Annotated in this window: 22 protein-coding genes; 10 read left to right on the top strand and 12 right to left on the bottom strand. The window is 65.9% G+C overall.

Annotated features, from left to right (window positions below):
• Positions 1-129 precede the first annotated feature (129 nt).
• The gene (gene hisS, locus C8J40_RS14095; protein WP_132897529.1) at positions 130-1,380 is read right to left on the bottom strand and encodes a histidine--tRNA ligase; all 1,251 of its coding nucleotides are present in this window, start codon (positions 1,378-1,380) and stop codon (positions 130-132) included.
• Positions 1,381-1,429: 49 nt separating this feature from the next.
• Between hisS and C8J40_RS14090 the strand changes: the two genes are divergently transcribed.
• Positions 1,430-2,083: a DUF1345 domain-containing protein gene (locus C8J40_RS14090; protein ID WP_132897528.1), complete on the top strand. Its 654-nt coding sequence runs from the start codon at positions 1,430-1,432 to the stop codon at positions 2,081-2,083.
• 53 nt (positions 2,084-2,136) lie between these two features.
• Here C8J40_RS14090 and C8J40_RS14085 read toward each other — a convergent pair whose 3' ends face one another.
• Complete coding sequence (locus C8J40_RS14085; RefSeq protein ID WP_132897527.1) at positions 2,137-4,170, bottom strand: S9 family peptidase; 2,034 nt, start codon at positions 4,168-4,170, stop codon at positions 2,137-2,139.
• Positions 4,171-4,418: 248 nt separating this feature from the next.
• Here C8J40_RS14085 and C8J40_RS14080 point away from each other — a divergent pair, with 248 nt between their 5' ends.
• From C8J40_RS14080 to C8J40_RS14070, 3 genes are read left to right on the top strand one after another with little or no spacing between them, the layout of a single operon-like run.
• Entirely contained in the window at positions 4,419-4,934 is a 516-nt protein-coding gene (locus C8J40_RS14080; protein WP_132897526.1) for a DNA-deoxyinosine glycosylase, read from the top strand.
• A gap of 9 nt (positions 4,935-4,943) precedes the next feature.
• Positions 4,944-5,444, top strand: coding sequence for a DUF1993 domain-containing protein (locus C8J40_RS14075; protein WP_132897525.1), 501 nt, complete (start codon positions 4,944-4,946; stop codon positions 5,442-5,444).
• 42 nt (positions 5,445-5,486) lie between these two features.
• Entirely contained in the window at positions 5,487-6,110 is a 624-nt protein-coding gene (locus tag C8J40_RS14070) for a DedA family protein (protein WP_132897524.1), read from the top strand.
• Here C8J40_RS14070 and C8J40_RS14065 read toward each other — a convergent pair.
• The 9 genes from C8J40_RS14065 to C8J40_RS14025 form a co-directional block, all read right to left on the bottom strand.
• Positions 6,088-6,360, bottom strand: a complete 273-nt coding sequence (locus C8J40_RS14065; protein WP_132897523.1) for a DUF1488 family protein — start codon at positions 6,358-6,360, stop codon at positions 6,088-6,090. The genes C8J40_RS14070 and C8J40_RS14065 overlap by 23 nt on opposite strands.
• Positions 6,361-6,418: 58 nt before the next feature.
• Positions 6,419-8,950, bottom strand: coding sequence for a DNA topoisomerase (ATP-hydrolyzing) subunit B (gyrB, locus tag C8J40_RS14060; RefSeq protein ID WP_132897522.1), 2,532 nt, complete (start codon positions 8,948-8,950; stop codon positions 6,419-6,421).
• A 516-nt stretch (positions 8,951-9,466) separates the two neighbouring features.
• Positions 9,467-10,285: an OmpA family protein gene (locus C8J40_RS14055; RefSeq protein WP_243693390.1), complete on the bottom strand. Its 819-nt coding sequence runs from the start codon at positions 10,283-10,285 to the stop codon at positions 9,467-9,469.
• A gap of 84 nt (positions 10,286-10,369) precedes the next feature.
• Positions 10,370-11,539, bottom strand: coding sequence for a DNA replication/repair protein RecF (locus tag C8J40_RS14050; RefSeq protein ID WP_132897521.1), 1,170 nt, complete (start codon positions 11,537-11,539; stop codon positions 10,370-10,372).
• A 176-nt stretch (positions 11,540-11,715) separates the two neighbouring features.
• Entirely contained in the window at positions 11,716-12,525 is an 810-nt protein-coding gene (locus C8J40_RS14045; protein ID WP_132897520.1) for a Coq4 family protein, read from the bottom strand.
• A 52-nt stretch (positions 12,526-12,577) separates the two neighbouring features.
• On the bottom strand, positions 12,578-13,006 hold the full coding sequence (locus C8J40_RS14040) for a type II toxin-antitoxin system VapC family toxin (protein ID WP_165911459.1): 429 nt from the start codon (positions 13,004-13,006) through the stop codon (positions 12,578-12,580).
• Positions 13,006-13,239 (bottom strand): type II toxin-antitoxin system prevent-host-death family antitoxin, encoded by a 234-nt coding sequence (locus tag C8J40_RS14035; protein WP_132897518.1) that lies wholly within the window; start codon positions 13,237-13,239, stop codon positions 13,006-13,008. The genes C8J40_RS14040 and C8J40_RS14035 overlap by 1 nt, the downstream gene beginning before the upstream one ends.
• A 61-nt stretch (positions 13,240-13,300) precedes the next feature.
• Complete coding sequence (gene dnaN / locus C8J40_RS14030) at positions 13,301-14,419, bottom strand: DNA polymerase III subunit beta (RefSeq protein ID WP_056017955.1); 1,119 nt, start codon at positions 14,417-14,419, stop codon at positions 13,301-13,303.
• Between the two features lie 144 nt (positions 14,420-14,563).
• On the bottom strand, positions 14,564-15,217 hold the full coding sequence (locus C8J40_RS14025; RefSeq protein ID WP_132897517.1) for an outer membrane beta-barrel protein: 654 nt from the start codon (positions 15,215-15,217) through the stop codon (positions 14,564-14,566).
• A 140-nt stretch (positions 15,218-15,357) separates the two neighbouring features.
• On the opposite strand from C8J40_RS14025, the gene C8J40_RS14020 reads away from it, so the two are divergent.
• The 4 genes from C8J40_RS14020 (at position 15,358) to C8J40_RS14005 (ending at position 18,701) form a co-directional block, all read left to right on the top strand.
• Complete coding sequence (locus C8J40_RS14020) at positions 15,358-16,041, top strand: histidine phosphatase family protein (RefSeq protein ID WP_132897516.1); 684 nt, start codon at positions 15,358-15,360, stop codon at positions 16,039-16,041.
• Positions 16,038-16,511 (top strand): invasion associated locus B family protein, encoded by a 474-nt coding sequence (locus C8J40_RS14015; RefSeq protein ID WP_132897515.1) that lies wholly within the window; start codon positions 16,038-16,040, stop codon positions 16,509-16,511. Before C8J40_RS14020 ends, C8J40_RS14015 begins: the two co-directional genes overlap by 4 nt.
• A gap of 230 nt (positions 16,512-16,741) precedes the next feature.
• Positions 16,742-17,950, top strand: coding sequence for a 23S rRNA (adenine(2503)-C(2))-methyltransferase RlmN (gene rlmN, locus C8J40_RS14010; RefSeq protein WP_165911458.1), 1,209 nt, complete (start codon positions 16,742-16,744; stop codon positions 17,948-17,950).
• A complete protein-coding gene (locus C8J40_RS14005; RefSeq protein ID WP_333923808.1) occupies positions 17,943-18,701 on the top strand; it encodes a sulfite exporter TauE/SafE family protein in 759 nt (252 codons plus the stop codon). Before rlmN ends, C8J40_RS14005 begins: the two co-directional genes overlap by 8 nt.
• Positions 18,702-18,907: 206 nt before the next feature.
• Here C8J40_RS14005 and C8J40_RS14000 read toward each other — a convergent pair whose 3' ends face one another.
• Positions 18,908-19,525, bottom strand: a complete 618-nt coding sequence (locus C8J40_RS14000; RefSeq protein WP_132897513.1) for a flavin reductase family protein — start codon at positions 19,523-19,525, stop codon at positions 18,908-18,910.
• Positions 19,526-19,576: 51 nt separating this feature from the next.
• Between C8J40_RS14000 and C8J40_RS13995 the strand changes: the two genes are divergently transcribed.
• Both C8J40_RS13995 and C8J40_RS13990 read left to right on the top strand, forming a co-directional pair.
• Positions 19,577-20,335: a cytochrome b/b6 domain-containing protein gene (locus tag C8J40_RS13995; protein ID WP_132897512.1), complete on the top strand. Its 759-nt coding sequence runs from the start codon at positions 19,577-19,579 to the stop codon at positions 20,333-20,335.
• On the top strand, positions 20,332-21,093 hold the full coding sequence (locus C8J40_RS13990; protein WP_132897511.1) for a molybdopterin-dependent oxidoreductase: 762 nt from the start codon (positions 20,332-20,334) through the stop codon (positions 21,091-21,093). The genes C8J40_RS13995 and C8J40_RS13990 overlap by 4 nt, the downstream gene beginning before the upstream one ends.
• Positions 21,094-21,099 lie beyond the last annotated feature (6 nt).

Raw genomic sequence — 21,099 nt, 5'->3', positions numbered from 1 at the left:
CGGGGAGGGGGACCGCCCGAAGGGGGGTGGAGGGGGCGGGCCCCAGGGGTTGCGCGACGTGGAAGCCCCCCTCCGTCAGTGCCGCGCACTGCCACCTCCCCGTGCCGGGGAGGATTTGCGGATGAGCCATCACGACAGCAGCGTCTTCAATTGGGCCTCAAGCGCTTCGGCTTCAGACCCGAGCATCTTCAACTTTCGAACGACTTCGCCGTCGGCACGACGAACGCTCACGATTGCCTGTGGGACTGCCTTGACGGCCTTGTCGAAGCGTTTTTTCGGCGAACCGGAAGCAACCATATCTCCGGACACTCCATTTCGCCTGAGGTCGGAAATCAGGGCGATCGCATCGAGACTTGAGTCGTCGTCCTCTGCAACGACGATGACTTGGGCGCGCTGCTCAGCCGGTTCATCCAGCAACATAGCCAACCGCTCGACACCCGCAGCCCAGCCGACGCCCGCCGTCTCCGGCCCGCCGAGCGACCCGATCAGCCCGTCATACCGGCCGCCGGCCAGCACGGTCCCCTGCGAACCTAGCCGGTCGGTCACGAACTCGAACGCGGTGTGGCGATAGTAATCCAGGCCCCGCACCAGGCGCGCGTTGCGCTCCCACGCTACCCCCGCCGCATCGAGCCCGGCCGTCACCGCCTCGAAGAACGCGCGTGCCTCGGGCGTCAGATACGCGTCGATATCGGGCGCGCTGTCGGCGATCGGGCGGTCGCGCGGGTCCTTCGAGTCGAGGATCCGCATCGGGTTCTTTTCGAGCCGCGTCAGGCTGTCATCAGACAACTCTCCACGGTGCGCCTCGAAATGCGCGACCAGCGCCTCGCGCCACGCATCGCGCGTCGCCGCGTCGCCCAGCGTGTTGAGCTGCAACGTCACGCCCTCGGAAATGCCGAGTTCGCGCAGCAGTTGGTCCGCCAGCACGAGCAGTTCGACGTCCGCCGCTGGTTCAGCCGCCCCGATCACCTCGGCGTCGATCTGGTGGAACTGCCGAAACCGCCCCTTTTGTGGGCGTTCGTAGCGAAACACAGGACCGCTGGTGGTGAGCTTCATCGGCGCGAACTGCTGCCAGCCTTCGGTCAGATACGCGCGGGCAATACCGGCGGTGAACTCGGGGCGGAGCGTGAGCGAGTCTCCGCCGCGATCCTCGAACGTGTACATCTCCTTCGACACGACATCGGTCGTCTCGCCGAGCGAGCGCGCGAACACCGCGGTCGACTCGAACACCGGGATATCGACGCGCTGGAAGCAATACAGAGCCCGCACGCGTTCGAACGTCGACAGGACGTGCGCGAAGCGGCGCTGCTCGTCGCCGAAAATGTCCTGGGTGCCACGGATGCGGCGTGGGGTCTGCAAACGGGGGGTTTCTGTCTTGGCCATGATGCGCGCGTATCTAGGCGACGTGCCCGCGAAGCGCTAGCGCTGTGGCATGACCAGCAAAGCCAGATATTGGGGCCTAGGCCAACGCGTTGCCCCGCCGCGCTTCATCCTGTTCGTGCTGGTCTTCGCGATCGGCCTCGCCGCGCTGATCCCACGTATCGGGTTGGGCCGGGGGACGATGGCGGCGTTCGACGTCGCTGCGGTCGTGTTCCTGATCGCGGTTTCGACGCTGTTCCGCAACGCCACCGCGGCACGGATGCGCCGCGCGGCGGAAGAGAACGACGCCAATCGCGCGGTGCTGCTCGGGTTCAGCGGTATGATCATGCTCGTCATCCTGGTCGCGGTCGCCAAGGAACTGCAGGGCAAGAACGACGCGGTCGGGATCGCGCTGACGATCGCGACGCTGGCGCTGGCGTGGCTGTTTTCGAACATGATCTACACGCTGCACTACGCGCATCTTTATTATGTCGACGATCCGGACGGGAAGGACGCCAAGGGCCTCGATTTCCCGAGTTGCGACGAGCCCGATTACTGGGACTTCGCCTATTTCGCGTTCACGCTGGGGATGACGTTCCAGACCTCCGACGTCGCGATCACCTCACGCCGGGTGCGCAAAGCCGCGCTTGGCCAGTGCATGGCAGCGTTCGTGTTCAACATCGGCGTGCTGGCGTTCACGATCAACGTGCTGGGGAGCGGTGGCTGATGTGAGCTCGTGTCGTCATGCCGGAAGGGCTCCGGCATGACGGCATGGGGGAATTATTTCGCCGTCCACTTATCCATCCAGCCGAGCACCTCGCCATACCATTGCCGCGAGTTCTTCGGCTTCAGCACCCAGTGGTTCTCGCCTGGGTTGACCAGTAGCCGCGACGGGATGCCGCGCCGCTGGAGCGCGGTGAACGTCGCCAATCCCTGCGTGTACGGAATCCGGAAGTCCTTCTCGCCGGTGATCACCAGCATCGGCGTCTTCCACTTGGCGACGTAATTGACCGGGTTCCATTTCTCGAACGCCTGCGGGTCCTCGTAATAGGCTTTCCTGCCATGCTCCCACTCGTCGAACCAGAGCTCCTCGGTCTCGTACGCCATCGCGCGCGCGTCGAACACGCCGTCATGCTGGACGATACACTTGAAGCGATCGGGCCACTGCCCCTCGATCCAGTTCATCATGTAGCCGCCGTACGACGCGCCGAGCGCACACGCATTGTCCGCATCGAGCCACGCGAACTTGTCGGTCGCGGCCTTCAGACCCTTTTGCAGATCCTCGAGCGGCCAGCCGCCCCAGTTGTTGCTGATCGCATCGGTGAAGCCCTGCCCGTAGCCGGTCGAGCCGTGGAAATCGACCGCGACCAGTCCGTAACCCGCGCCCGCAAATACCGCGGGGTTCCAGCGATACGACCAGCTGTTGTTGCTCGACCCCTGCGGTCCGCCGTGGACCATGTACGCGATCGGGACCTTCCCCGTGCTGCCATACGGCTTCACCGCATAGCCCCAGACGGTGTCCGCGTTCGCGCCCTTGAAGTTGAACCGCGTGACGGTCGGCATGTCGATCCCGGCAAGCTTCGTCGCGTTGACCTGGGTCAGGCGCTGCGGCGCACCGGTGCCCGCGACGCGGTAGAAATCGGCGGGTGCGGTGAGGCTGTCGATCGCCACCACGGGACCGCGCGGGGTAATCGCGACCGCGCTGACATGACCCTCCTGAGTCAGCCGCGTGACCGCGCCGGTGGTCGCATCGACGCGAAACAGCGGCGTCTCCTGCGTGTCGTCCGCCGTCACGTAGAGCGACTTCGAATCGGGCGCCCATGCGATCGAACCGACCGAGCGGTCCCAGCGCTCGGTCAGCGACACCGTCTTGCCGCTGGCGATGTCGCGCAGCGTCAGCACCTGGCGATCCGCCTCGAACCCCGGTCGCCGCATCGCGAAGAACGCGAGCGTCCGGCCATCGGGCGATACCGTCGGCAGATTGTCGGTCGCCTTGTTCGCCGCGGTCAGGTTGACCGGCGCGGCCGAACCGTCCGCGGGCGCGGAGAAGATATCGAGATTGGTCGACAGCGCCTCGATCCGGCCAGCCTCACGCATCGCGAAATAGACGGTGCGGCCGTCGGGGCTCCACGAGATTTCCTCGCCGCCGCCGTTGGGCTTCGAGGGCGTATCGCCAACCAGCGCGCCGACGATCGCGACGCCGTTGCCGGGCGCGCCGGTCGCGGTCAGCGGCAAGACGAACAGCTGCGATCGTGTGCCATCCGCCCACGTATCCCAATGCCGTACGAACAGCTGGTCGTAGGTGCGGCCGGCGCCCGCGTTCGGATCCTTCTTCACCATCGCCGGCTCGAGGCTCGGCGCGCCGGGCTTGCGATCCGCCCAGACGAGCAGCCTGTCGCCGGTAGGCGCGACCTTGAAGCCGCTGAACCCACCCTTGAAGCTGGTCAGCTTGCGCGGTGTGCCGCCCGTTACGGGCACCGACCAGACTGCATCCTCGCCGCCCTTGTCTGAGGTGAAATACACCGTGTTGCCCACGATCTGCGGATCGTTCTCGTTGACCTGCGGATCGGCGAGCAGCTTTACCGGCGTCGCGCCCTGCGTGCTCAGATCGAGACGCCAGAGGTCGTAGCGCCCCTTGTCCGCGGCGAGATCGGTCTCGCGTTGTGCCCAGACGAGCCAACGCCCGTCCTGCGACGCGGTCGGCGCGCCGACGCGGCTGAGCATCGTCACGTCGTCGATGGTGAGCTGCCGGGCGGCGGCGGGGGCACTCGCAAAGGCGAGCACGGCGAGGCTGGCGGAGAGCATGATCTTCATGCGCGTGTGATAGGACGCTTGCGGGATTATGCGCAATCACCGGGGTTTGTTCGGGGTTCGATTGACGACATCACAGGAGCACCACCCCGGCGGAGGCCGGGGCCCAACCGGGGAACGTCGCCAACCAAGCGTTGCGCTCCGTTACTTCCACTCTTCCAATTGGGCCCCGGCCTCCGCCGGGGTGGTGCAGTGGTGGAACACGTCGTTTCGTGATCGGCGTATGTAGAGGGTTGGGTTAGAGACACCCCATGTCCCTCAAGCACTCCTTCCCCCCGATCGCAGCACCCGATGCGCGCCTGCTCGTCCTCGGCAGCCTGCCAGGGGATCGCTCGCTCGCGGCGCAACGCTATTACGCACATCCGCAGAACCAGTTCTGGCAGCTGATGTCGCCCGTCGTCGGTCGCGACCTCGCCGTGCTGGACTATGACGACCGGCTCGACGCGTTACGCGAGGCCCGCGTTGCGCTGTGGGATGTCATCGGTTCGGCCCGCCGCGCAGGCAGCACCGATGCGGCGATCGTCGATATAGAAGGCAACGACCTCCCCAGGCTGATCGCCACCCTGCCGCATCTCCGCGCGATCGCGTTCAACGGCGGCACCGCGCTCAAGCAAGGCATGAAGCTCCTTGGCCGCGACGTCGCTGGCCCCGAGATCGTCGCGCTCCCATCGAGCAGTCCGCTCCACACCGTCGGCATCGCGGCCAAGCACCCCGCCTGGAGCGCACTGGCGACGTTCCTGCTCGACCCGCCTGCAGAGCGCGCCTAGCCTTCTCGCATGACCAGCCTCTACGACCTCACCGTCCCCGCCTTTCGCCGCGGTTTTGCCAGCCTGTCGACGATCCTGACCGTCGGCGAGACGTTCGCGCGTGACCACGGCATCGCGGAGGCGGACATGCTCGACATCCGGCTGACCGCCGACATGACGCCGCTGACCGCGCAGGTGCAGCGCGCGAGCGACACCGCAAAGGGCGCGATGGTGCGGATCGGCGACATCCCCAATCTCGCCATGGCGGACGACGAAGCCAGCTTCGTCGCGCTCCAGCAGCGGATTGCCGCGACGCTCGCGTTTCTCGACACCGTTCCCCGCGCAGCGATCGACGGCAAGGAGGACGCCCCGGTCACGCTCGTCACGCCGGGTGGCAGCATCGACTTCACCGGCAAAAGCTACGTGCTCGCCTTCGTCCTGCCCAATTTCTATTTCCACATTACAACGGCCTACGCGCTTTTACGGATGCGCGGCGTCCCGATCGGCAAGATGCACTATCTGGGCCGATAAGCACGGCTGGCCAAACCCCGTGCGGTCCGGCAAGGGCGGCGAATGTCGATCGAAAGCTTCATTTCGCAGTACGGCCTTGCCGCGATCTTCCTCGGCGCAGCGTTCGAGGGTGAAACCAGCGTCGTCACCGGCGGCCTGCTCGCGCACCAGCATCTAGTATCGCTGGTCGGCAGCGCCGCCGCCGCGGTGACCGGATCGTTCTTCGCGGATCAGCTCTTCTTCTTCGCCGGCCGCCGTTATCGCGATACCAAGCGGGTCCGCCGGATCGCCGAAAAGCCCGCCTTCGCCAAGGCGCTCGACACGCTCGATCGACATCCGACGATCTTCATCCTCGGCTTCCGGTTCCTTTACGGACTGCGTACGATCAGCCCGATCGCGATCGGTACCTCGCATATCCCCGCACGCACCTTCGTGGTGCTCAACGCGATCTCGGCGCTGGTCTGGGGCGTGTTGTTCACCGGGATCGGCTACGTGTTCGGCGACGGGCTGATCGAGCTGGTCGACAAAGTCATGCCGAAGCAGAAGCTGGTCGGCGTCGCGATCCTAGTCGCGGTCGCGGCGCTGGTTATCACCGCGATCCGCTTCTGGCGGGGCCGCCACGTCCGCAAGGCGAACGCGACGACCGCCACGTCAAATGCCGCTGTCAGTCGAGATCGTTCTCGCTGATCACGACGATCTCCTGGTCGGGATCGCGGGCCAGCGCGACGACGCCGAGGTCGGCAATTTCGTCGAGATGCTGTTTGAAGATCGCCACCGCATCACCCTCGGGCGCCACCGTGCTCAGCGCTTCGAGCACATCATATTGCACCGCGAACTGATAGCGTTCCTCGCTGACTTCGCCCTCGAACTCGACCTGACGCAGGTCGCTATTGTCCTCGAGGGTCTCCATATCGATGTCCAACCGGTCTTCGGCCATGTTCTACGCTCCTAGATAGATGGCCGTTAAGCGCGGTTGGACGTTCGATGTTCCGTCCTCAGACGTCGAGGTTGGCGACGTTGAGCGCGTTGTCCTGGATGAACTCGCGGCGGGGTTCGACGACTTCGCCCATCAGCTGGGTGAAGATCTCGTTCGCGCTCTCGGCGTTGACCGCGGTGACGCGGAGCATCGAGCGGACCGACGGATCAAGCGTGGTTTCCCAGAGCTGTTCCGCGTTCATCTCGCCCAGGCCCTTGTAGCGCTGAATTGCAAGACCTTTCCGCCCCGCGGTCAGGATCGCGTCGAGCAGGTGGCTCGGACGCGAGACCTGCGTCGAGCCGCGCGTCGCGACGACGGTCGCGGAGCCGATCACGCCGGCACCGGTTTCCGCGCCCTCTTCGGCCTCGGGCTCTTCGGCCTGCGAGGCCTTGCTTGCGGGGACGAGGTTCGAGGTGTGCGCGTAACTCTCGGACTGTTCACCCGACAGTGCGTGCAGCTTGCGCGCCTCGGCCGACACCAGGAAGCTGGCCTCGATGATGTGGTGATCGGTGACGCCGCGCCACGCGCGCTGGAAGTGGATGCCGCCGTCTTCGGTCAGCACCGCGCTCCAGCGGGCGTCGCCGTCGTCAAGTTCGAGACGGTGCGTGACGATCTCCAGTCGCGACGTCCGGTCCTCGACCGACGCCTCGGGATCGAACACGCCGCCGAGCGCCAGTGCCTCGATCATGCCAGCATCGTAGCGCTTGGGGACGTAGCGCATCAGCGTGCGCATGCGGCGCGCGTGATCGACCAGGTCCTTCAGGTCGCGACCCGAGCGACCGCCGCCGGGGCCGTCGAGCACCATCGTATTGACGCCGGCATCGACCAGATACTCGTCGAGCGCCGCGTCGTCTTTGAGGTAAACCTCGGACCGGCCCTTGGTCGCTTTGTAGAGCGGCGGCTGGGCGATGTAGAGATACCCGCCCTCGATGATCTTGGGCATGTGACGGTAGAACAGCGTCAGCAACAGCGTGCGGATGTGTGCGCCGTCGACGTCTGCGTCGGTCATGATGACGATCTTGTGGTAGCGCAGCTTGTCCGCGTTGAAGTCGTCGCGGATGCCGGTGCCCATCGCGGTGATGAGCGTGCCGATCTCACGGCTCGACAACATCCGGTCTTCGCGCGCGCGCTCGGTGTTCAGGATCTTGCCGCGGAGTGGGAGGATCGCCTGGAAATGGCGATCGCGGCCCTGCTTTGCCGAGCCGCCTGCCGAGTCACCCTCGACCAGGAACAGTTCGGACTTGGCGGGATCGCGCTCCTGGCAGTCGGCGAGCTTGCCGGGGAGCGAGGCGATGTCCATCACGCCCTTGCGACGCGTCAGTTCGCGGGCGCGCTTGGCGGCTTCGCGGGCGGCGGCGGCGTCGATGATCTTGGCGACGATCGCTTTCCCGTGCGCGGGGTTCTCTTCCAGCCATTCCGCCATCTTGTCGGCCATCAGGCTTTCCAAGGGCTGGCGGACTTCGGACGAGACGAGCTTGTCCTTGGTCTGGCTGCTGAACTTGGGATCGGGCAGCTTTACCGAGACGATCGCGGTCAGGCCTTCGCGCATGTCCTCGCCGGTGAGCTGGACCTTTTCCTTCTTCAACATGCCCGATTTCTCGGCGTAGTTATTAAGTGTGCGGGTCAACGCGGCGCGGAACGCGGCCATGTGCGTGCCGCCGTCGCGCTGCGGGATGTTGTTCGTGAAGGCGAGGACGTTCTCGTAATACGAATCATTCCACTGCAGCGCGACGTCCATCGTGACATCGTCGCGCGTGCCGCTGATCGCGACGGGCTCGGGCATCAACGGCACTTTCGCGCGATCGAGATACTTCACGAACGCGGCGATGCCGCCCTCGTAATAGAGCTCGACGGTCTTCATTTCCTCGTGCCGCGCGTCGCTGAGGAACAGGCGGACGCCCGAGTTGAGGAACGCGAGCTCACGGTAACGATGTTCGAGCTTGTCGAAGTCGAAATCGGTGATCTTGAAGGTGGCGGGCGACGGGAAGAAGGTGACTCGCGTCCCCTTCTGGCCTTCGGTGGCGGGGCCAACGACCTTCAATGGCGCGACCGCATCGCCGAACGCGAAGCGCATGTAATGCTCCTCGCCGTTGCGCCAGATCGTCAGGTCGAGCCATTCGCTGAGCGCGTTGACGACCGAGACGCCGACGCCGTGCAGGCCGCCCGAGACCTTGTACGCGTTCTCGTCGTTGGTGTTCTCGAACTTACCGCCGGCGTGGAGCTGGGTCATGATGACCTCGGCTGCGGACACGCCTTCCTCGGTGTGGATGCCGGTCGGGATACCGCGGCCATTGTCGGTGACGCTGACCGATCCGTCGGCGTTGAGGACGATGTCGATCCGGTCGCAATGCCCGGCGAGCGCCTCGTCGATCGCGTTGTCGCTGACCTCGAACACCATGTGGTGGAGGCCCGAGCCGTCGTCGGTGTCGCCGATGTACATGCCGGGGCGTTTCCGCACCGCGTCGAGGCCCTTGAGGACCTTGATCGAGTCGGCGCCGTAGTCGCCCATGTTCGGGAGGTTGGGATTATTGGATTCAGGGTTGGATGCCATGACAAGTATATAGGCATCCGAGGGCCGAAACGGAAGCGAAATGGCCTGAAGGGCTGAGGCGTCGGCGAGTGAAGTATAGGAAGTGCAGACGCTGGAAGCGTTTTGGCGCGGGTGTGCACTTCGGATGTCGGGCGTGCCGGTTTCGCGGAGGTTGGGAGCGCCATGCGGGGATGGTGACAGCGTCTGGCTGTGTAGGACAGCGCGCTCGCCCTAGCACCGCCCAGGCGAAGGTAGCACCGCCCCGGCGAAGGCCGGGGTCCAATTGGAAAGGTCGCAGTAACGACGAACTGCGCTTCGTCAGCAATGTCCCCCAATTGGGCCCCGGCCTTCGCCGGGGTGGTACAGGTTGGGTCGGGCGTGTCCCTCTCCCCTTGGGGAGAGGGAGGGAGGAGCCGTAGGCGACGGGAGGGTGAGGGGGAGTTGGGATCAGCGTCGCGAGCCTCACTCCCCTCTCCCTTCCCACGGCAAGGGCCGCGGGCCCCTTCCCTCTCCCCGGAGGGGCGAGGGAGACGGTCCTCAGAAGCGGTCGGCGCGCTGGCCTAGCAGGGTCACTTCGACGCGGCGGTTGAGGCGCATGCCGGCCGGCGTTGCATTCGTGGCGACAGGGTCGCGCTCGCCGTGGCCGACGACGCTGAACCGCGCGCGGACGACGTCCATGTCGTCGAACGCCTGGCGGACGCTCGCCGCGCGGCGCTCGGACAGGCCCTGGTTATGCGCATCCGTCCCGCGTGAGTCCGTGAACCCGTCGATCGCGACGCGGACGCCGGGGTTGCCGCGCAAATAGCGCGCGAGCGGCCGCAGCTTCTCGATCGCGCCGGGACGCAGCACGGCGCTGTCGGTGCGGAACAGCACGTCTTCCTGCAGCGTCAGCGTCGCGCCGCGCGGGGTCTGACGGAAGCCGTAGTTGCGCATAGCGCCACGATCCCACGTCGTGGTGGTCTCGACCACCGTGGTGCCGCCGCCGCGGTCGCCGCGATAGCCGCGCGGGTCACGGCCGTATGCATCCCAGTCGAAGCGGTCGCGGCGGGGGCCTGCAATGCGTGCGAATTCGCGGTTGGCGTCGTCGGCTTCGCGCGGGCTGATCCGGCCATCGCCGTTCGCGTCGAAGTTCGGCATCACGAATGCGATGCCGCGCCGCGTATTGCGCAGTTCGGGGAAGAGCACCGGCACGCCTGCGCCTTCCAGACGATAGCCGGGACGCGACCAGGGGGCGCGGCTCATGTCGTAGCGACCTTCTGGGCGTCCGCCGTCGCGGACCTGCGCGAAAACTGGGGCGGTGGTGGCTGCGACCATCAGGACGCCAAGGGCTGCGCGCGTGAAATTCCGGGTCATCATGATCTCTCCGTGTCTTCGATGGACGGAGCTTTGCCCGCGCCCGCTTGAACGCGCGGTGAGCCTGCTCGACAGCGCGCGTTCAGCCTAACGCCCGACCGCGATCCGCGTTGCCTGGGCGCCGATCGCGTCGAACAGCGCGTCTTCGGTGCCCGTCATCCACACCTGTCCGCGACCTGCGAGACGGGCGAACAGCGCCGCGCGGCGGGATGGGTCGAGATGTGCGGCGACCTCGTCGAGGAGCAGGACGGGCGGTTGGCCGGTGCGTTCGGCGACGAGGTCGGCGTGGGCGAGGACGATGCCGAGCAGGAGCGCCTTTTGTTCGCCGGTGGATGCGAGGGAAGCGGCTCGCTCTTTGTCGAGATGCGTGACGATCAGGTCGACACGGTGCGGACCGGCGAGCGTGCGGCCGGCGGTGGCGTCGCGCGGGCGGCCCTGGGCGAGGTCGGCCTGGAGGCGGGTGGTATCGCCGTTCCAGCCTTCGAGCATGAGACCGGCCCGGGGGAACGGGCCATCGTCTTGTTCCGCCAACCGCGTTCCGAGCAGCATCACAGTCTCGCGCCGGGCGGCATCGACTGCAGCGCCGTGCTCGGCCATCTGCGCTTCGAGCGCGGAGAGCCAGTCGCCGTCGGGGCGCCCCTCGTCGGCGAGCAGGCGGTTTCGCGCGCGCATCGCGGCGTCGTAGCGCGCGGCGTGGTGGGCGTGGGTGGGGGCGAGGGCTAGCGTGAGGCGGTCGAGAAAGCCCCGGCGTTCGCCCGCGGGGGCGACGAAAAGGCGGTCCATCGCGGGGGTCAGCCAGAGGATGGTGAGCCATTCGGCGAGCGCGTTCGCGGTGGTGGTGGCGCCCTGGATGCGGACGATGCGGCGTTCCGGGGCGGAGGCTAGCGTACCGGTGGCGACGTCGACTTCGGCTCGCGCATCTAACTCCCCTCCCGCTTGCGGAAGGGGTCGGGGGAGGGGTGCGCTTTCCTCGACGCCGGACGCCAGTACGTACGTCGCGCCCTCCCCTGACCCCTCCCGCGAGCGGGAGGGGAATAAGGTGGCCGCGACGCCGAAACCCCCTGCCCCACCTTGTCGCGCCATCTCGCCGAGTGCGGCTCTCCGCAGCCCACGGCCGGGCGCTAGCAGCGACACCGCCTCCAGGATATTCGTCTTGCCCGCGCCGTTCTCGCCGGTCAGCACGACGAACCCTGGTCCCGGCGTCAGCGTCAGGTCGGCATGATTGCGGAAATCGGTAAGGACAAGGCGCGAAAGCATTGCCTTGGCCTTAGAGGAGTTTCGCAGCCGGTTGCATCGCCCATTTCGGTTCGGCCCGAGCGAAGTCGAACGGCGCGGCTCAAGCTACGGTGCTTCGACTTCGCTCAGCACGAACGATGGAAGTGGATCATCCAAATCCGAACCGCGCACGCGACAGTTTGCCCGGCAACCCCCGGTCAGGCGGCGATCCGCTCGGGCGCGACTGCCGGCGCGGCGGCCGCGATCGCAGCCTTCTGCGTGCTGAGATACGATGCCAGCGCCGGCCCAAGCTCGCTCTGCGCCCGCAGATACGCGACCGGGGTCACGATCCCGAGCCGTTCGCGCGCGGCGTCCAGCGGTTCGTGGAGCAGTTCGAGATAATCTTCACCCGACACCCACTTCGCCTTCCGCCCGTTGCGATAGCCTTCCCAGACCGCCTTGGCGAACAACTTGCTGCCGGTAACACGCATGCTCTTCAGCGCCGCCGCGGAGCCGATCAGCGCCCAGCCGAGCCCGCCGACCTGCGCGTAGCTGAACGCGACGAGCGCAGCTTCGCCCATGCTTTCGTCCGCCTTGTAACCGGTCAGCACGTGCCAGATGTCGTGCGTGTCGCGCACCCGCCGGCCGAACCACGCATAGGGATGTGCCAGATCGTCCTCGGACGGCTCGAGCCGCGACACCTCGACCAGCCCGTCCGCGGAATAGCCCGTCGTCTCGAGGAAATTGCGATAGGCCGCCCCGACCGTGCCGAGCGCGAAGCTTGCGACGAACGCGGGGTCGGAGAAACGTTGCGCCAGTTCGACGCGGTCATAGGCGATCCGCCCGCCCTGTTCGGTGGCGATCAGCCGCGCGTAATTCATCGGCGCATTGCCGACGTTCAGCGCGCGCATGATCCGGAACACCTGCGTCGTGTCGTCGCCGTTCGCGAGCAGTTTCCTGATCGCATCAAACGCGGTGCGCCAATCGCGACGACCGGTCGTACCGGGAAACGGAGGAAGCTTCGCCATCGAGTCGACTCCTTACTGACATTGCTGTTAGTATGGCAGCACGTGCGGGGCGTCAAGTATCGCCGATAGCGGCGACCATGACGTCGACGGCGCGAGCACCCTCGACCATACCCTTGTCGAGCGTGGCGAGCGCGAAGCCTCTACGTTGCGCGATCGCCACATGCAGTGCGTCACTGGCGCGCAAGCCCCGCGGTCCGGCATCAACCAACGTCCCGGCACGATCGAAATCGGCGGCTTCGACTTCGACGATCGCCATGCCCAGCGCGGTCCTGCGCCACGCCTCGGCCGCAAGGTCATGTCGATCGCGCGAGAGCACACCCATTCGGTGTTTCATGGCAAAGGCGCTGGCGACCTCGGTAGTAACCCAGCGGCTGATAACGAGGTCGTTCTGCCGTTGGCGTTCGATCCAGGCTGCGGCAACACCGCTGCGTGTTTCTTCGACGAGTAGCGCGACGATCAACGATGCGTCGCAATAGATCATCAAAGGAGGTTCTGTCGGCGCAATTCCTCGACCGTGGTCGTATCATCGGCGGCGGCCCCAGCGCGAACCTGACGGAGGACCTCCCAATCGATCACTGGCCGTGGGCACTCCACTGGCACGAGTCGCGCGACGGGTCGACCGCGTCGTGTGATCTCCAGCGTCTCGCCAGCCTCGGCGCGGCTGACGAGTTCGCTCAGATGCGCCTTGGCATCCGCAAGCTTGAAAGCCTCCACGACTCGCTCCTGACCAGTTGGATGACCAACTTAGTCATGAGCGAGACGATCGGCAATCAGCTCACACCCGCATCGGCATCAGCACGTAGAGCGCAGGCGACTTGTCGTTCTCGCGGATCAGCGTCGGGGCGGCGGCATCCGCCAGATGCACCTCGACCATGTCGCCGTCGATCTGCGCGAGGATGTCCATCAGATAGCGGCTGTTGAAGCCGATCTCGAACGGCAGCGCGACGTAATCGCCGGGGACTTCCTCCGCGGCAGTGCCGTTTTCGGGCGAGGTCACCGACAGCGTAATCTTGTCGCGGTCGAGCGCCATCTTCACCGCACGCGTTTTCTCCGTCGCGATCGTGGAGACGCGGTCGACGCCTTCCATGAAGCTCTTCGGATCGATCTTGAGGATCTTGTCGTTGCCAGTCGGGATCACGCGGCTGTAGTCGGGGAAGGTGCCGTCGATCAGCTTCGAGGTCAGGATCGCCTGGCCGAGGTCGAAGCGGATCTTGGTCGGCGACAGCGAGACGCCAACCGAACCGTCGACCTCGTCGAGCAACTTGCGCAGCTCGCCGATGCATTTGCGCGGCACGATCACGTCGGGCATCGATTCGGCACCCTCCGGACGCGGCAGCGTGACGCGCGCGAGGCGGTGGCCGTCGGTCGCGGCGGCCTTCAGCACCGGGTTCGAGCTGTCGCCGTCCGCCACATGCAGGAAGATGCCGTTGAGGTAATAGCGAGTCTCTTCGGTCGAGATCGCGAAGCGAGTCTTGTCGATGATCTGCTTGAGCGTCTCGGCGGGCAGCTCGAACTGGGTCGGCAGTTCGCCCTCGGCGATCACCGGGAAATCGTCGCGCGGCAGCGTGCCGAGCGAGAAGCGCGCGCGGCCTGCGACGATGCTCATCCGGCCTTCCGACGCAGCGAGCTGCACCTGAGACCCCTCGGGGAGCTTGCGCGCGATGTCGAACAGCGTGTGCGCGGATACGGTGGTCGCGCCGGGCTGGTCGACCGCTGCTGCGATCGATTCGTTGATCTGGAGATCAAGGTCGGTCGCCATCAGCTTGAGCGTGCCCTCGGCAGTCGCCTCGATCAGCACGTTCGACAGGATGGGGATGGTGTTGCGCCGCTCCACCACGGACTGGACATGGCTCAGCCCCTTGAGGAGCGTTGCGCGTTCGATCGTCGCCTTCATCAAAATTCCCCCGGCCTCCACAGCCGGACTCGGGGCTGGGGGCAATCCGCAAATGGCTTACCCAACAACAAAGGGTCGGAGCAAGCGCCCCGACCCTTCTTTGATCACGGTAAACGTCGCGTTAAAACCCGCGTGCCGTTCCGATCAGAAACGGAAGCCGTAGCTGGCGACCACCTGATGACGATCCGTGTCGACGTCGAAGCGGCTGCTGGTGCCGCCGGTTGCATAGTCGATGTTGCCGCGCTCATAGTTCGAATAGCGGTATTCGAGCTTGGCGTAGCTGTTCGGGCCCATCGCGTGCTCGGCGCCTGCACCGACCCGCCAGCCGTCGAGCTTGAAATTGTTATCGGTGGTCTGGCTGGTGCTTCCGGCAAGCACTTCGAGCTTCGAGTTGGTGTAGCCGCCCTTGACGTACAGCATCGTCGTCGGTGCGATGACATAGCCTGCACGCGCGCCGACATAGATGTCGCGGCCCTGCTTGACGCGGCCATAGCCGAAGTCGCTGGTGTAATCGTTGCGGTCGCTCTTTGCGGTCGAGCCGGTCAGTTCGGCTTCGGCGCCGAGCACGATGTTTTCCGAGGTCGCGATGTCGTAGCCGATGCCGCCGCCGTACAGCAGGCCATCGATCTTCTGGTCGTCACGCCCGTTGTTGTTGGACACGCTGCTGCCGGCGCCAGTGTGGTCGTAGCCGAGCGTGGCCTCGACGCGGGGGCCGGTGAAGGTCGGGTTGGTCTGCGCGAGGGCGGGTGCCGCGACGGCTGTCGTTGCGAGCAGCGAGACGGCGATAAGCGTACGCATTGGGGTTACTCCTTACTGAACTGGCACCCCATTAGGCGGGGCGGACCGCTCCAATGGACCAGTCAGCGAGGCGTTGCATGAACCCCAGATAAACACGGAAATCCGTTGCTTTTACGCCACAGGGGGTTGAAACGCGGGCCATGATTCCAAGCCAACGGCAGGGTGAAGCGGACGCCCGTTCAAGCGATACTCCGGCCCTTCGCAAGGGGCGCGATTTCGTCGCGCGGCACGGCGAAACCGTGTTCAATGCGGCGCATCGGTTGCAGGGGGATGCGGCGCATACGCCCCTCACGCGCGCTGGGTTCGCGCAGGCGGACGAGCTTGGGCGGGCTTTGCGTGGGGTGCTGGGGGTGAAGCCGAAGTTGTCTTTGTGGGCGTCGCCGACCGGGCGGGCCTTGCAGACGCTGGCGGTGATCTGCGAGCATCTGGAGCTTGATTGGCATGAGGCGCGGACCGATGCTCGGTTGGTCGAGATCGGCATGGGATCGTGGGGCGGGCGTTATTATGCGGACGTGATCGACGAGGTCGGGCCGGTGATGTTGCCGGGTGGTACGTTGAAGCCTGCGCCTGACGGCGAGACGTATTCGCAAATCGCGGCGCGCGTTGGTGGCTGGCTGGCCGATACCGCGGAGGATCCGGGCGATCGGCTGGTGATCATGCACGGGATCTCGAGTCGGGTGATGCTCGGCATGATGACCGGTGTGGCGGTCGATCCGTTGCTCGGCGCGCCGGTTGCGAAGGGGTTGCCGCAAGGGTCGGTCACGCTGGTAGAGAACGGACACGCGATGGTGCCGCATCTTGGTACGGGATTCGCTCCGGCGTGAAATTCGCAGTCCTGCTGGCGTTGGCGATCGCTGCTCCGGCGGCGGCGCGCGACACGATCGGCATCTACAAGGGCTGGGGCAGTTTTCGCGATGCTAGCCCGGCGCGATGTTACGCGATCGCGCGGCCGGTGATGGCGGGGGGGCGTTCGTCCGGGTTCGCCAGCGTCGCGACGTGGCCGAGGCGGGGTTTGCGCGCGTCCTTGTATGTGCGGCTCAGTCGAGAGCGGGATCGGTCGGCGGGGGTGACACTGACGGTTGGCGAGCGGCGATTCGCGTTGGTGGCGAATGGGCTGGATGCGTGGGCGAGCGATGCGCCGAGCGATCGCGCGATCGTTGCGGCGATGCGGTCGGGACGGAGCATGAGTGTCGAGGCGGTCGGCGCCGGCGGGCGGCCGTTTGCGGATGTGTATGCGCTGTCGGGCGCGGCGACGGCGATCGATGCGGCTGTGCTGGCATGTAGCGGGGGGTGAACTGTAGGCGTTCGCCCTCACTCAGTACCACCACCCCGGCGAAGGCCGGGGCCCAATTGGGGGACGGGTGTAACGACGCTCAGTCCTCCGTTGCGACGACCTTTCCTATTGGGCCCCGGCCTTCGCCGGGGTGGTGGTTATTTTGGGTGACGTTCGGCCTGACTGCGCCGACTCCGCTCCCATCCAGCAGCCAGTAGAAAAATCACGAAAATTCCGCTACGGGCCGCGTCATGCAGACCGCCGCGAACCTCATGCCTATTCCGGGGCACATCGATCCCGTGCCCGTTCCCCGCAGCTTCGTGCCGCGCAGCGATGGGCGGATCGACCTGCTTGGGCTGTCGCTCGCCGATCTGCGGATGGCGCTGGAGACGTCGCAGTTGGAGGAGAAGCAGGCCAAGCTGCGCGCCAAGCAGCTGTGGCACTGGATCTACAATCGCGGCGCGACCGAGTTCTCGGCGATGACCGATATCTCGAAGACGATGCACCCGTGGCTCGAGCAGCGCTTCGTCATCAGCCGCCCCAACGTGGTCGAGGCGCAGGTGTCGACCGACGGCACGCGGAAATGGCTGCTGCGCTCGGACGACGCGCAGGATTACGAGATGGTGTTCATCCCCGACGCGGACCGCGGCACCTTGTGCGTGTCGAGCCAGGTCGGTTGCACGCTCAACTGCACCTTCTGCCACACCGGCACGATGCGGCTGGTGCGCAACCTGACGCCCGCCGAAATCGTCGGGCAGGTGATGCTAGCGCGCGACTCGTTGGGCGAATGGCCGAGCCAGCCGGAAGGCCGCATGCTCACCAACATCGTGATGATGGGGATGGGCGAGCCGCTCTATAATTTCGAGAATGTCCGCGATGCGTTGAAGCTGGTGATGGACGGCGCGGGCCTCGCGCTCAGCCGCCGCCGGATCACGTTGTCGACCAGCGGCGTAGTGCCGATGATGGCACGTGCGGGGGCCGAGATCGGCGTGAATTTGGCCGTGTCGCTGCACGCCGTGACCAAGGAAGTGCGCGACGAGATCGTGCCGCTCAACCGGAAATACGGCATCGAGGAATTGCTGCAGGCGTGCGCGGACTATCCGGGCACGAACAACGCGCGCCGGATCACGTTCGAGTACGTGATGCTCAAGGACAAGAACGACTCCGACGACGATGCGCGCGAGCTGGTGCGGTTGCTGCGGAAGTACGAGCTGCCGGCGAAGGTGAACCTGATTCCGTTCAACCCTTGGCCGGGCGCGCAATACGAGTGTTCGACGCCCGAGCGGATCAAGTCGTTCTCCAGCATCGTCTTTGGCGCCGGGATTTCGGCGCCGGTGCGGACGCCGCGCGGACGCGACATCGATGCGGCGTGCGGACAGCTGAAGACCGCGTCGGAGAAGAAGAGCCGCGCGCAGATCGATCGCGAGGCCGCCGCCGAGTCTGATGCCGCCTTTGTCTGATCTGGCTTCGCTGGGATTGGCGGCGGGTGCGGGGATGCTGGGCGGCGCGATGAACGCGCTGGCGGGCGGCGGCAGCTTCGCGACGATGCCGTCGCTGATCGCGCTCGGCCTGCCCTCGCCGATCGCCAACGCGACCAGCAACGTCGCGGTCCAGCCGGCGGCGATGGCCAGCGCGTGGGCCTATCGGGCGGATCTCGGGCCGGTCGGTGGCGTCGGTATCCGCACGTTGGCGGGGATAACGTTCGTCGGCGGGCTGGTCGGCAGCCTGCTGTTGTTCTTCACCCCGGCGACCGCGTTCGACGTGATCGTGCCGTGGCTGCTGCTGATGGCGACGCTCGCGATCGCGTTCGGCAAGCCCGCCTCGACCTGGCTGCATGCACGCGTCGCGATCGGGTCGCGCTCGCTGATCGCCGCGCAGACGTTGCTGGGGATCTATGGCGGCTATTTCGGGGGCGGCGTCGGGATGATGCTGACCGCCGCCTGGGGATTGTTGTCCGGCGCATCGCCCGCCAAGCTCGCTGCGCCGCGCACGCTGATGCTGGCGACCGCGAACGCCGCCGCGACGATCGTGTTCGCGGCGACCGGCATGGTGGCGTGGACATTGTGCCTGCCGATGATGGCGGGCGGCGTGGTCGGCGGGTATTTCGGCGCACGGTTCGGGCGGAAGCTGCCGGATGGGGTGATCCGCGGGTGGACGCTGCTGGTGACGGCGACGACGACGGTGGTGTTTTTTTACAGAGCATACGCCTGAACCACGATGTTTCCCGCGAAGGCGGGGACCCAGTCTGGGCTCCCGCCTTCGCGCGTGAACACGCTTGGTTGGCCGTTACACATTTCCTAAAGAAGCCGTCACTCCAGCGAAAGCTGGGGTCTTGTGCGGCAAGGGCGCGCTCCGTTACCGGGATATCCCAGCTTTCGCCGGGATGACGGACTTTGGGGTGATGACGGACTTGGGGTTCAGCCCGGCCGGCGCATCTGGAACAGTGCGTCCTCGGTGATCTCGAAATAATCCGCGGGGCCGCCGCCGCGCAGGATCGGTTGCGCGCGCGCCGTCTGGTAGACACCGTCCTCCAGCATGGCCGAGTCGATGTGGATCGCGACCGCCTCGCCGAGCACCAGCCACTGGTCGAGCTCGCGGCCTTCCTTCGTTTCCAGCCGGATAAGCTGCGTCAGCTTGCACTCGAATTGCGCGCGGCTGGCGGCGACCCGTGCCGGCTTTACCTTGGTCGAGGCGGCCATATCGAGCTTGGCCAGCGCGAACTCGTCGACGTCGGCGGCGACGTTCGCGGCGGTGGTGTTCATCGCCTCGCTCAGGTCGCGGGATACCAGGTTCCAGACGAACTCGCCGGTCGCCTCGATATTGGCGACGCTGTCCTTCCAGCCCATCGACGAGAAGCCGATGATCGGCGGCGCGTAGTTGAACAGGTTGAAGAACGAATAGGGCGCGAGGTTCGCCACACCATCTGCGGACATCGTGCTGACCCAGCCGATCGGCCGCGGCGCGACGATCGCGTTCAAGGGATCGTGCGGCAGGCGATGGCCGTCCGCGGGCTCGTAAGAATGCCATTCGGTCATACACTTATTCCTGCTATGTCACGGTCCGACTGCCTATAGCGAAGGTCGAGCATGAACGATCCCACTGCCCCGACTATCAGCACCCCGATCATCAAGCGCCATCGGCTCGCGACGCGCATATGGCACTGGGTGACGGTGGTGACGATGTTCATCATGATCGGCAGCGGGATCGGCATCCTCAAGGCGCATCCGCGGCTGTACTGGGGCCGGTACGGCGCGAATTTCGACACCGCGTGGACGACGCTCGACCAGTGGCCGAGCTGGCTGGTGTCGCTGCTCAACCTGCTGACGATCCCGACGAGCTATAACCTGGCGCTGTCGCGGCGCTGGCATCTGTTGTTCGCGCTGGTGCTCGCCTTCGCGCTGCTCGGGTTCATGATCGTCAGCCTGATCAACAAGCATTTCCAGCGAGATCTCCGCGTCCGCGCCGCCGAGCTGTCGCCGCGCGAGGTCGGGCATGACGTGAAGGAACATCTCGCCTTCCGCTTCCACGATCCGAAGCGGCCGGGTGCGTACAATATCCTCCAGAAGCTGTCCTACGTCGCGACGATCTTCGTGCTGATCCCGGTGATGATCCTGACCGGGTTGACGATGTCGCCGGGAATGGATGCGGCGTGGCCTTGGCTGCTGGAGATATTCGGCGGGCGGCAGTCGGCGCGCTCGATCCACTTCATCGCCGCCACGGGCCTGGTGCTGTTCATCATCGCGCATCTCGCGCTGGTGATCTTGGCGGGGACTTGGAACGAAGTGCGGTCGATGATCACCGGGCGCTGGCATGTTCCCCAGCCCCCCTCGGAGGACGTCGCATGAGCTCGCTGATTACCCGTCGCTCGCTGGTTGTAGGCGCGACCATCGGTGCGGGCGCGCTGCTGACCGGCTGCGACAAGATCGCCGCGAACCCCGAGGCGCGGAAAATCCTGTTCATGGGCGAGGACATGAACCGCGGGCTGCAACGTGCGCTGACCAACCGCAACGCGCTAGCGCCCGAGTTCAGCCCGGCGCAGATGTCGCCGATCTTCCGCTCGAACGGCACGAGCAATCCGGGGACGGCGGACTATACCGCGATGGTCGCCAACAACTTCGCGGATTATCGGCTCAAGGTCGGTGGGCTGGTCGATCGGCCGCTGTCGGTCAGCTTGCCGCAGCTTCGCCAGATGCCCGCGCGCGCGCAGATCACGCGGCACGACTGCGTCGAGGGTTGGAGCGCGATCGGCAAATGGCAGGGACCGAAGCTTGGCGCGCTGCTCGACGCCGCCGGCCTGAAGCGCACCGCGCGCTACATCGTCTTCACCTGCGCCGACCTGTACCGCGGCGCGAATTATTACGAGTCGGTCGATCTGGTCGACGCGTTCCACCCGCAGACCATCCTCGCCTGGGCGCTCAACGATCAGGTGCTCGACGTCGCCCACGGCGCGCCCGTCCGGCTGCGCGTCGAACGGCAACTAGGCTACAAGCACGCGAAATACGTCACGGCGATCGACGCGGTCGCCAGCCTCGAAGGCATTGGCAAGGGCAAGGGGGGCTATTGGGAAGATAACGTCGATTACGACTGGTATGCGGGAATCTGATCGGCC

The organism is Sphingomonas sp. PP-CC-3A-396 (assembly GCF_004343105.1).
Taxonomy (GTDB): Bacteria; Pseudomonadota; Alphaproteobacteria; order Sphingomonadales; family Sphingomonadaceae; genus Sphingomonas.
The sequence above is the reverse complement of the archived record's forward strand: the minus strand, read 5'-3'. Positions and strand labels throughout refer to the sequence as shown.

Excerpts from the sequence above, each read along its gene's own strand:
- C8J40_RS14000 (WP_132897513.1), bottom strand. The coding sequence starts at position 19,525 with ATGACCGAATGGCATTCTTACGAGCCCGCGGACGGCCATCGCCTGCCG.
- gyrB (WP_132897522.1), bottom strand. The coding sequence starts at position 8,950 with ATGGCATCCAACCCTGAATCCAATAATCCCAACCTCCCGAACATGGGC.
- C8J40_RS14050 (WP_132897521.1), bottom strand. The coding sequence starts at position 11,539 with ATGCTTTCGCGCCTTGTCCTTACCGATTTCCGCAATCATGCCGACCTG.
- C8J40_RS14025 (WP_132897517.1), bottom strand. The coding sequence starts at position 15,217 with ATGCGTACGCTTATCGCCGTCTCGCTGCTCGCAACGACAGCCGTCGCG.
- C8J40_RS14065 (WP_132897523.1), bottom strand. The coding sequence starts at position 6,360 with ATGGCCGAAGACCGGTTGGACATCGATATGGAGACCCTCGAGGACAAT.
- C8J40_RS14045 (WP_132897520.1), bottom strand. The coding sequence starts at position 12,525 with ATGGCGAAGCTTCCTCCGTTTCCCGGTACGACCGGTCGTCGCGATTGG.
- C8J40_RS14070 (WP_132897524.1), top strand. The coding sequence starts at position 5,487 with ATGTCGATCGAAAGCTTCATTTCGCAGTACGGCCTTGCCGCGATCTTC.
- C8J40_RS14080 (WP_132897526.1), top strand. The coding sequence starts at position 4,419 with ATGTCCCTCAAGCACTCCTTCCCCCCGATCGCAGCACCCGATGCGCGC.
- C8J40_RS14055 (WP_243693390.1), bottom strand. The coding sequence starts at position 10,285 with ATGATGACCCGGAATTTCACGCGCGCAGCCCTTGGCGTCCTGATGGTC.
- hisS (WP_132897529.1), bottom strand. The coding sequence starts at position 1,380 with ATGGCCAAGACAGAAACCCCCCGTTTGCAGACCCCACGCCGCATCCGT.
- C8J40_RS13995 (WP_132897512.1), top strand. The coding sequence starts at position 19,577 with ATGAACGATCCCACTGCCCCGACTATCAGCACCCCGATCATCAAGCGC.
- C8J40_RS14040 (WP_165911459.1), bottom strand. The coding sequence starts at position 13,006 with ATGATCTATTGCGACGCATCGTTGATCGTCGCGCTACTCGTCGAAGAA.
- dnaN (WP_056017955.1), bottom strand. The coding sequence starts at position 14,419 with ATGAAGGCGACGATCGAACGCGCAACGCTCCTCAAGGGGCTGAGCCAT.
- C8J40_RS14085 (WP_132897527.1), bottom strand. The coding sequence starts at position 4,170 with ATGAAGATCATGCTCTCCGCCAGCCTCGCCGTGCTCGCCTTTGCGAGT.
- C8J40_RS14020 (WP_132897516.1), top strand. The coding sequence starts at position 15,358 with ATGATTCCAAGCCAACGGCAGGGTGAAGCGGACGCCCGTTCAAGCGAT.
- C8J40_RS14075 (WP_132897525.1), top strand. The coding sequence starts at position 4,944 with ATGACCAGCCTCTACGACCTCACCGTCCCCGCCTTTCGCCGCGGTTTT.
- rlmN (WP_165911458.1), top strand. The coding sequence starts at position 16,742 with ATGCAGACCGCCGCGAACCTCATGCCTATTCCGGGGCACATCGATCCC.
- C8J40_RS13990 (WP_132897511.1), top strand. The coding sequence starts at position 20,332 with ATGAGCTCGCTGATTACCCGTCGCTCGCTGGTTGTAGGCGCGACCATC.
- C8J40_RS14090 (WP_132897528.1), top strand. The coding sequence starts at position 1,430 with ATGACCAGCAAAGCCAGATATTGGGGCCTAGGCCAACGCGTTGCCCCG.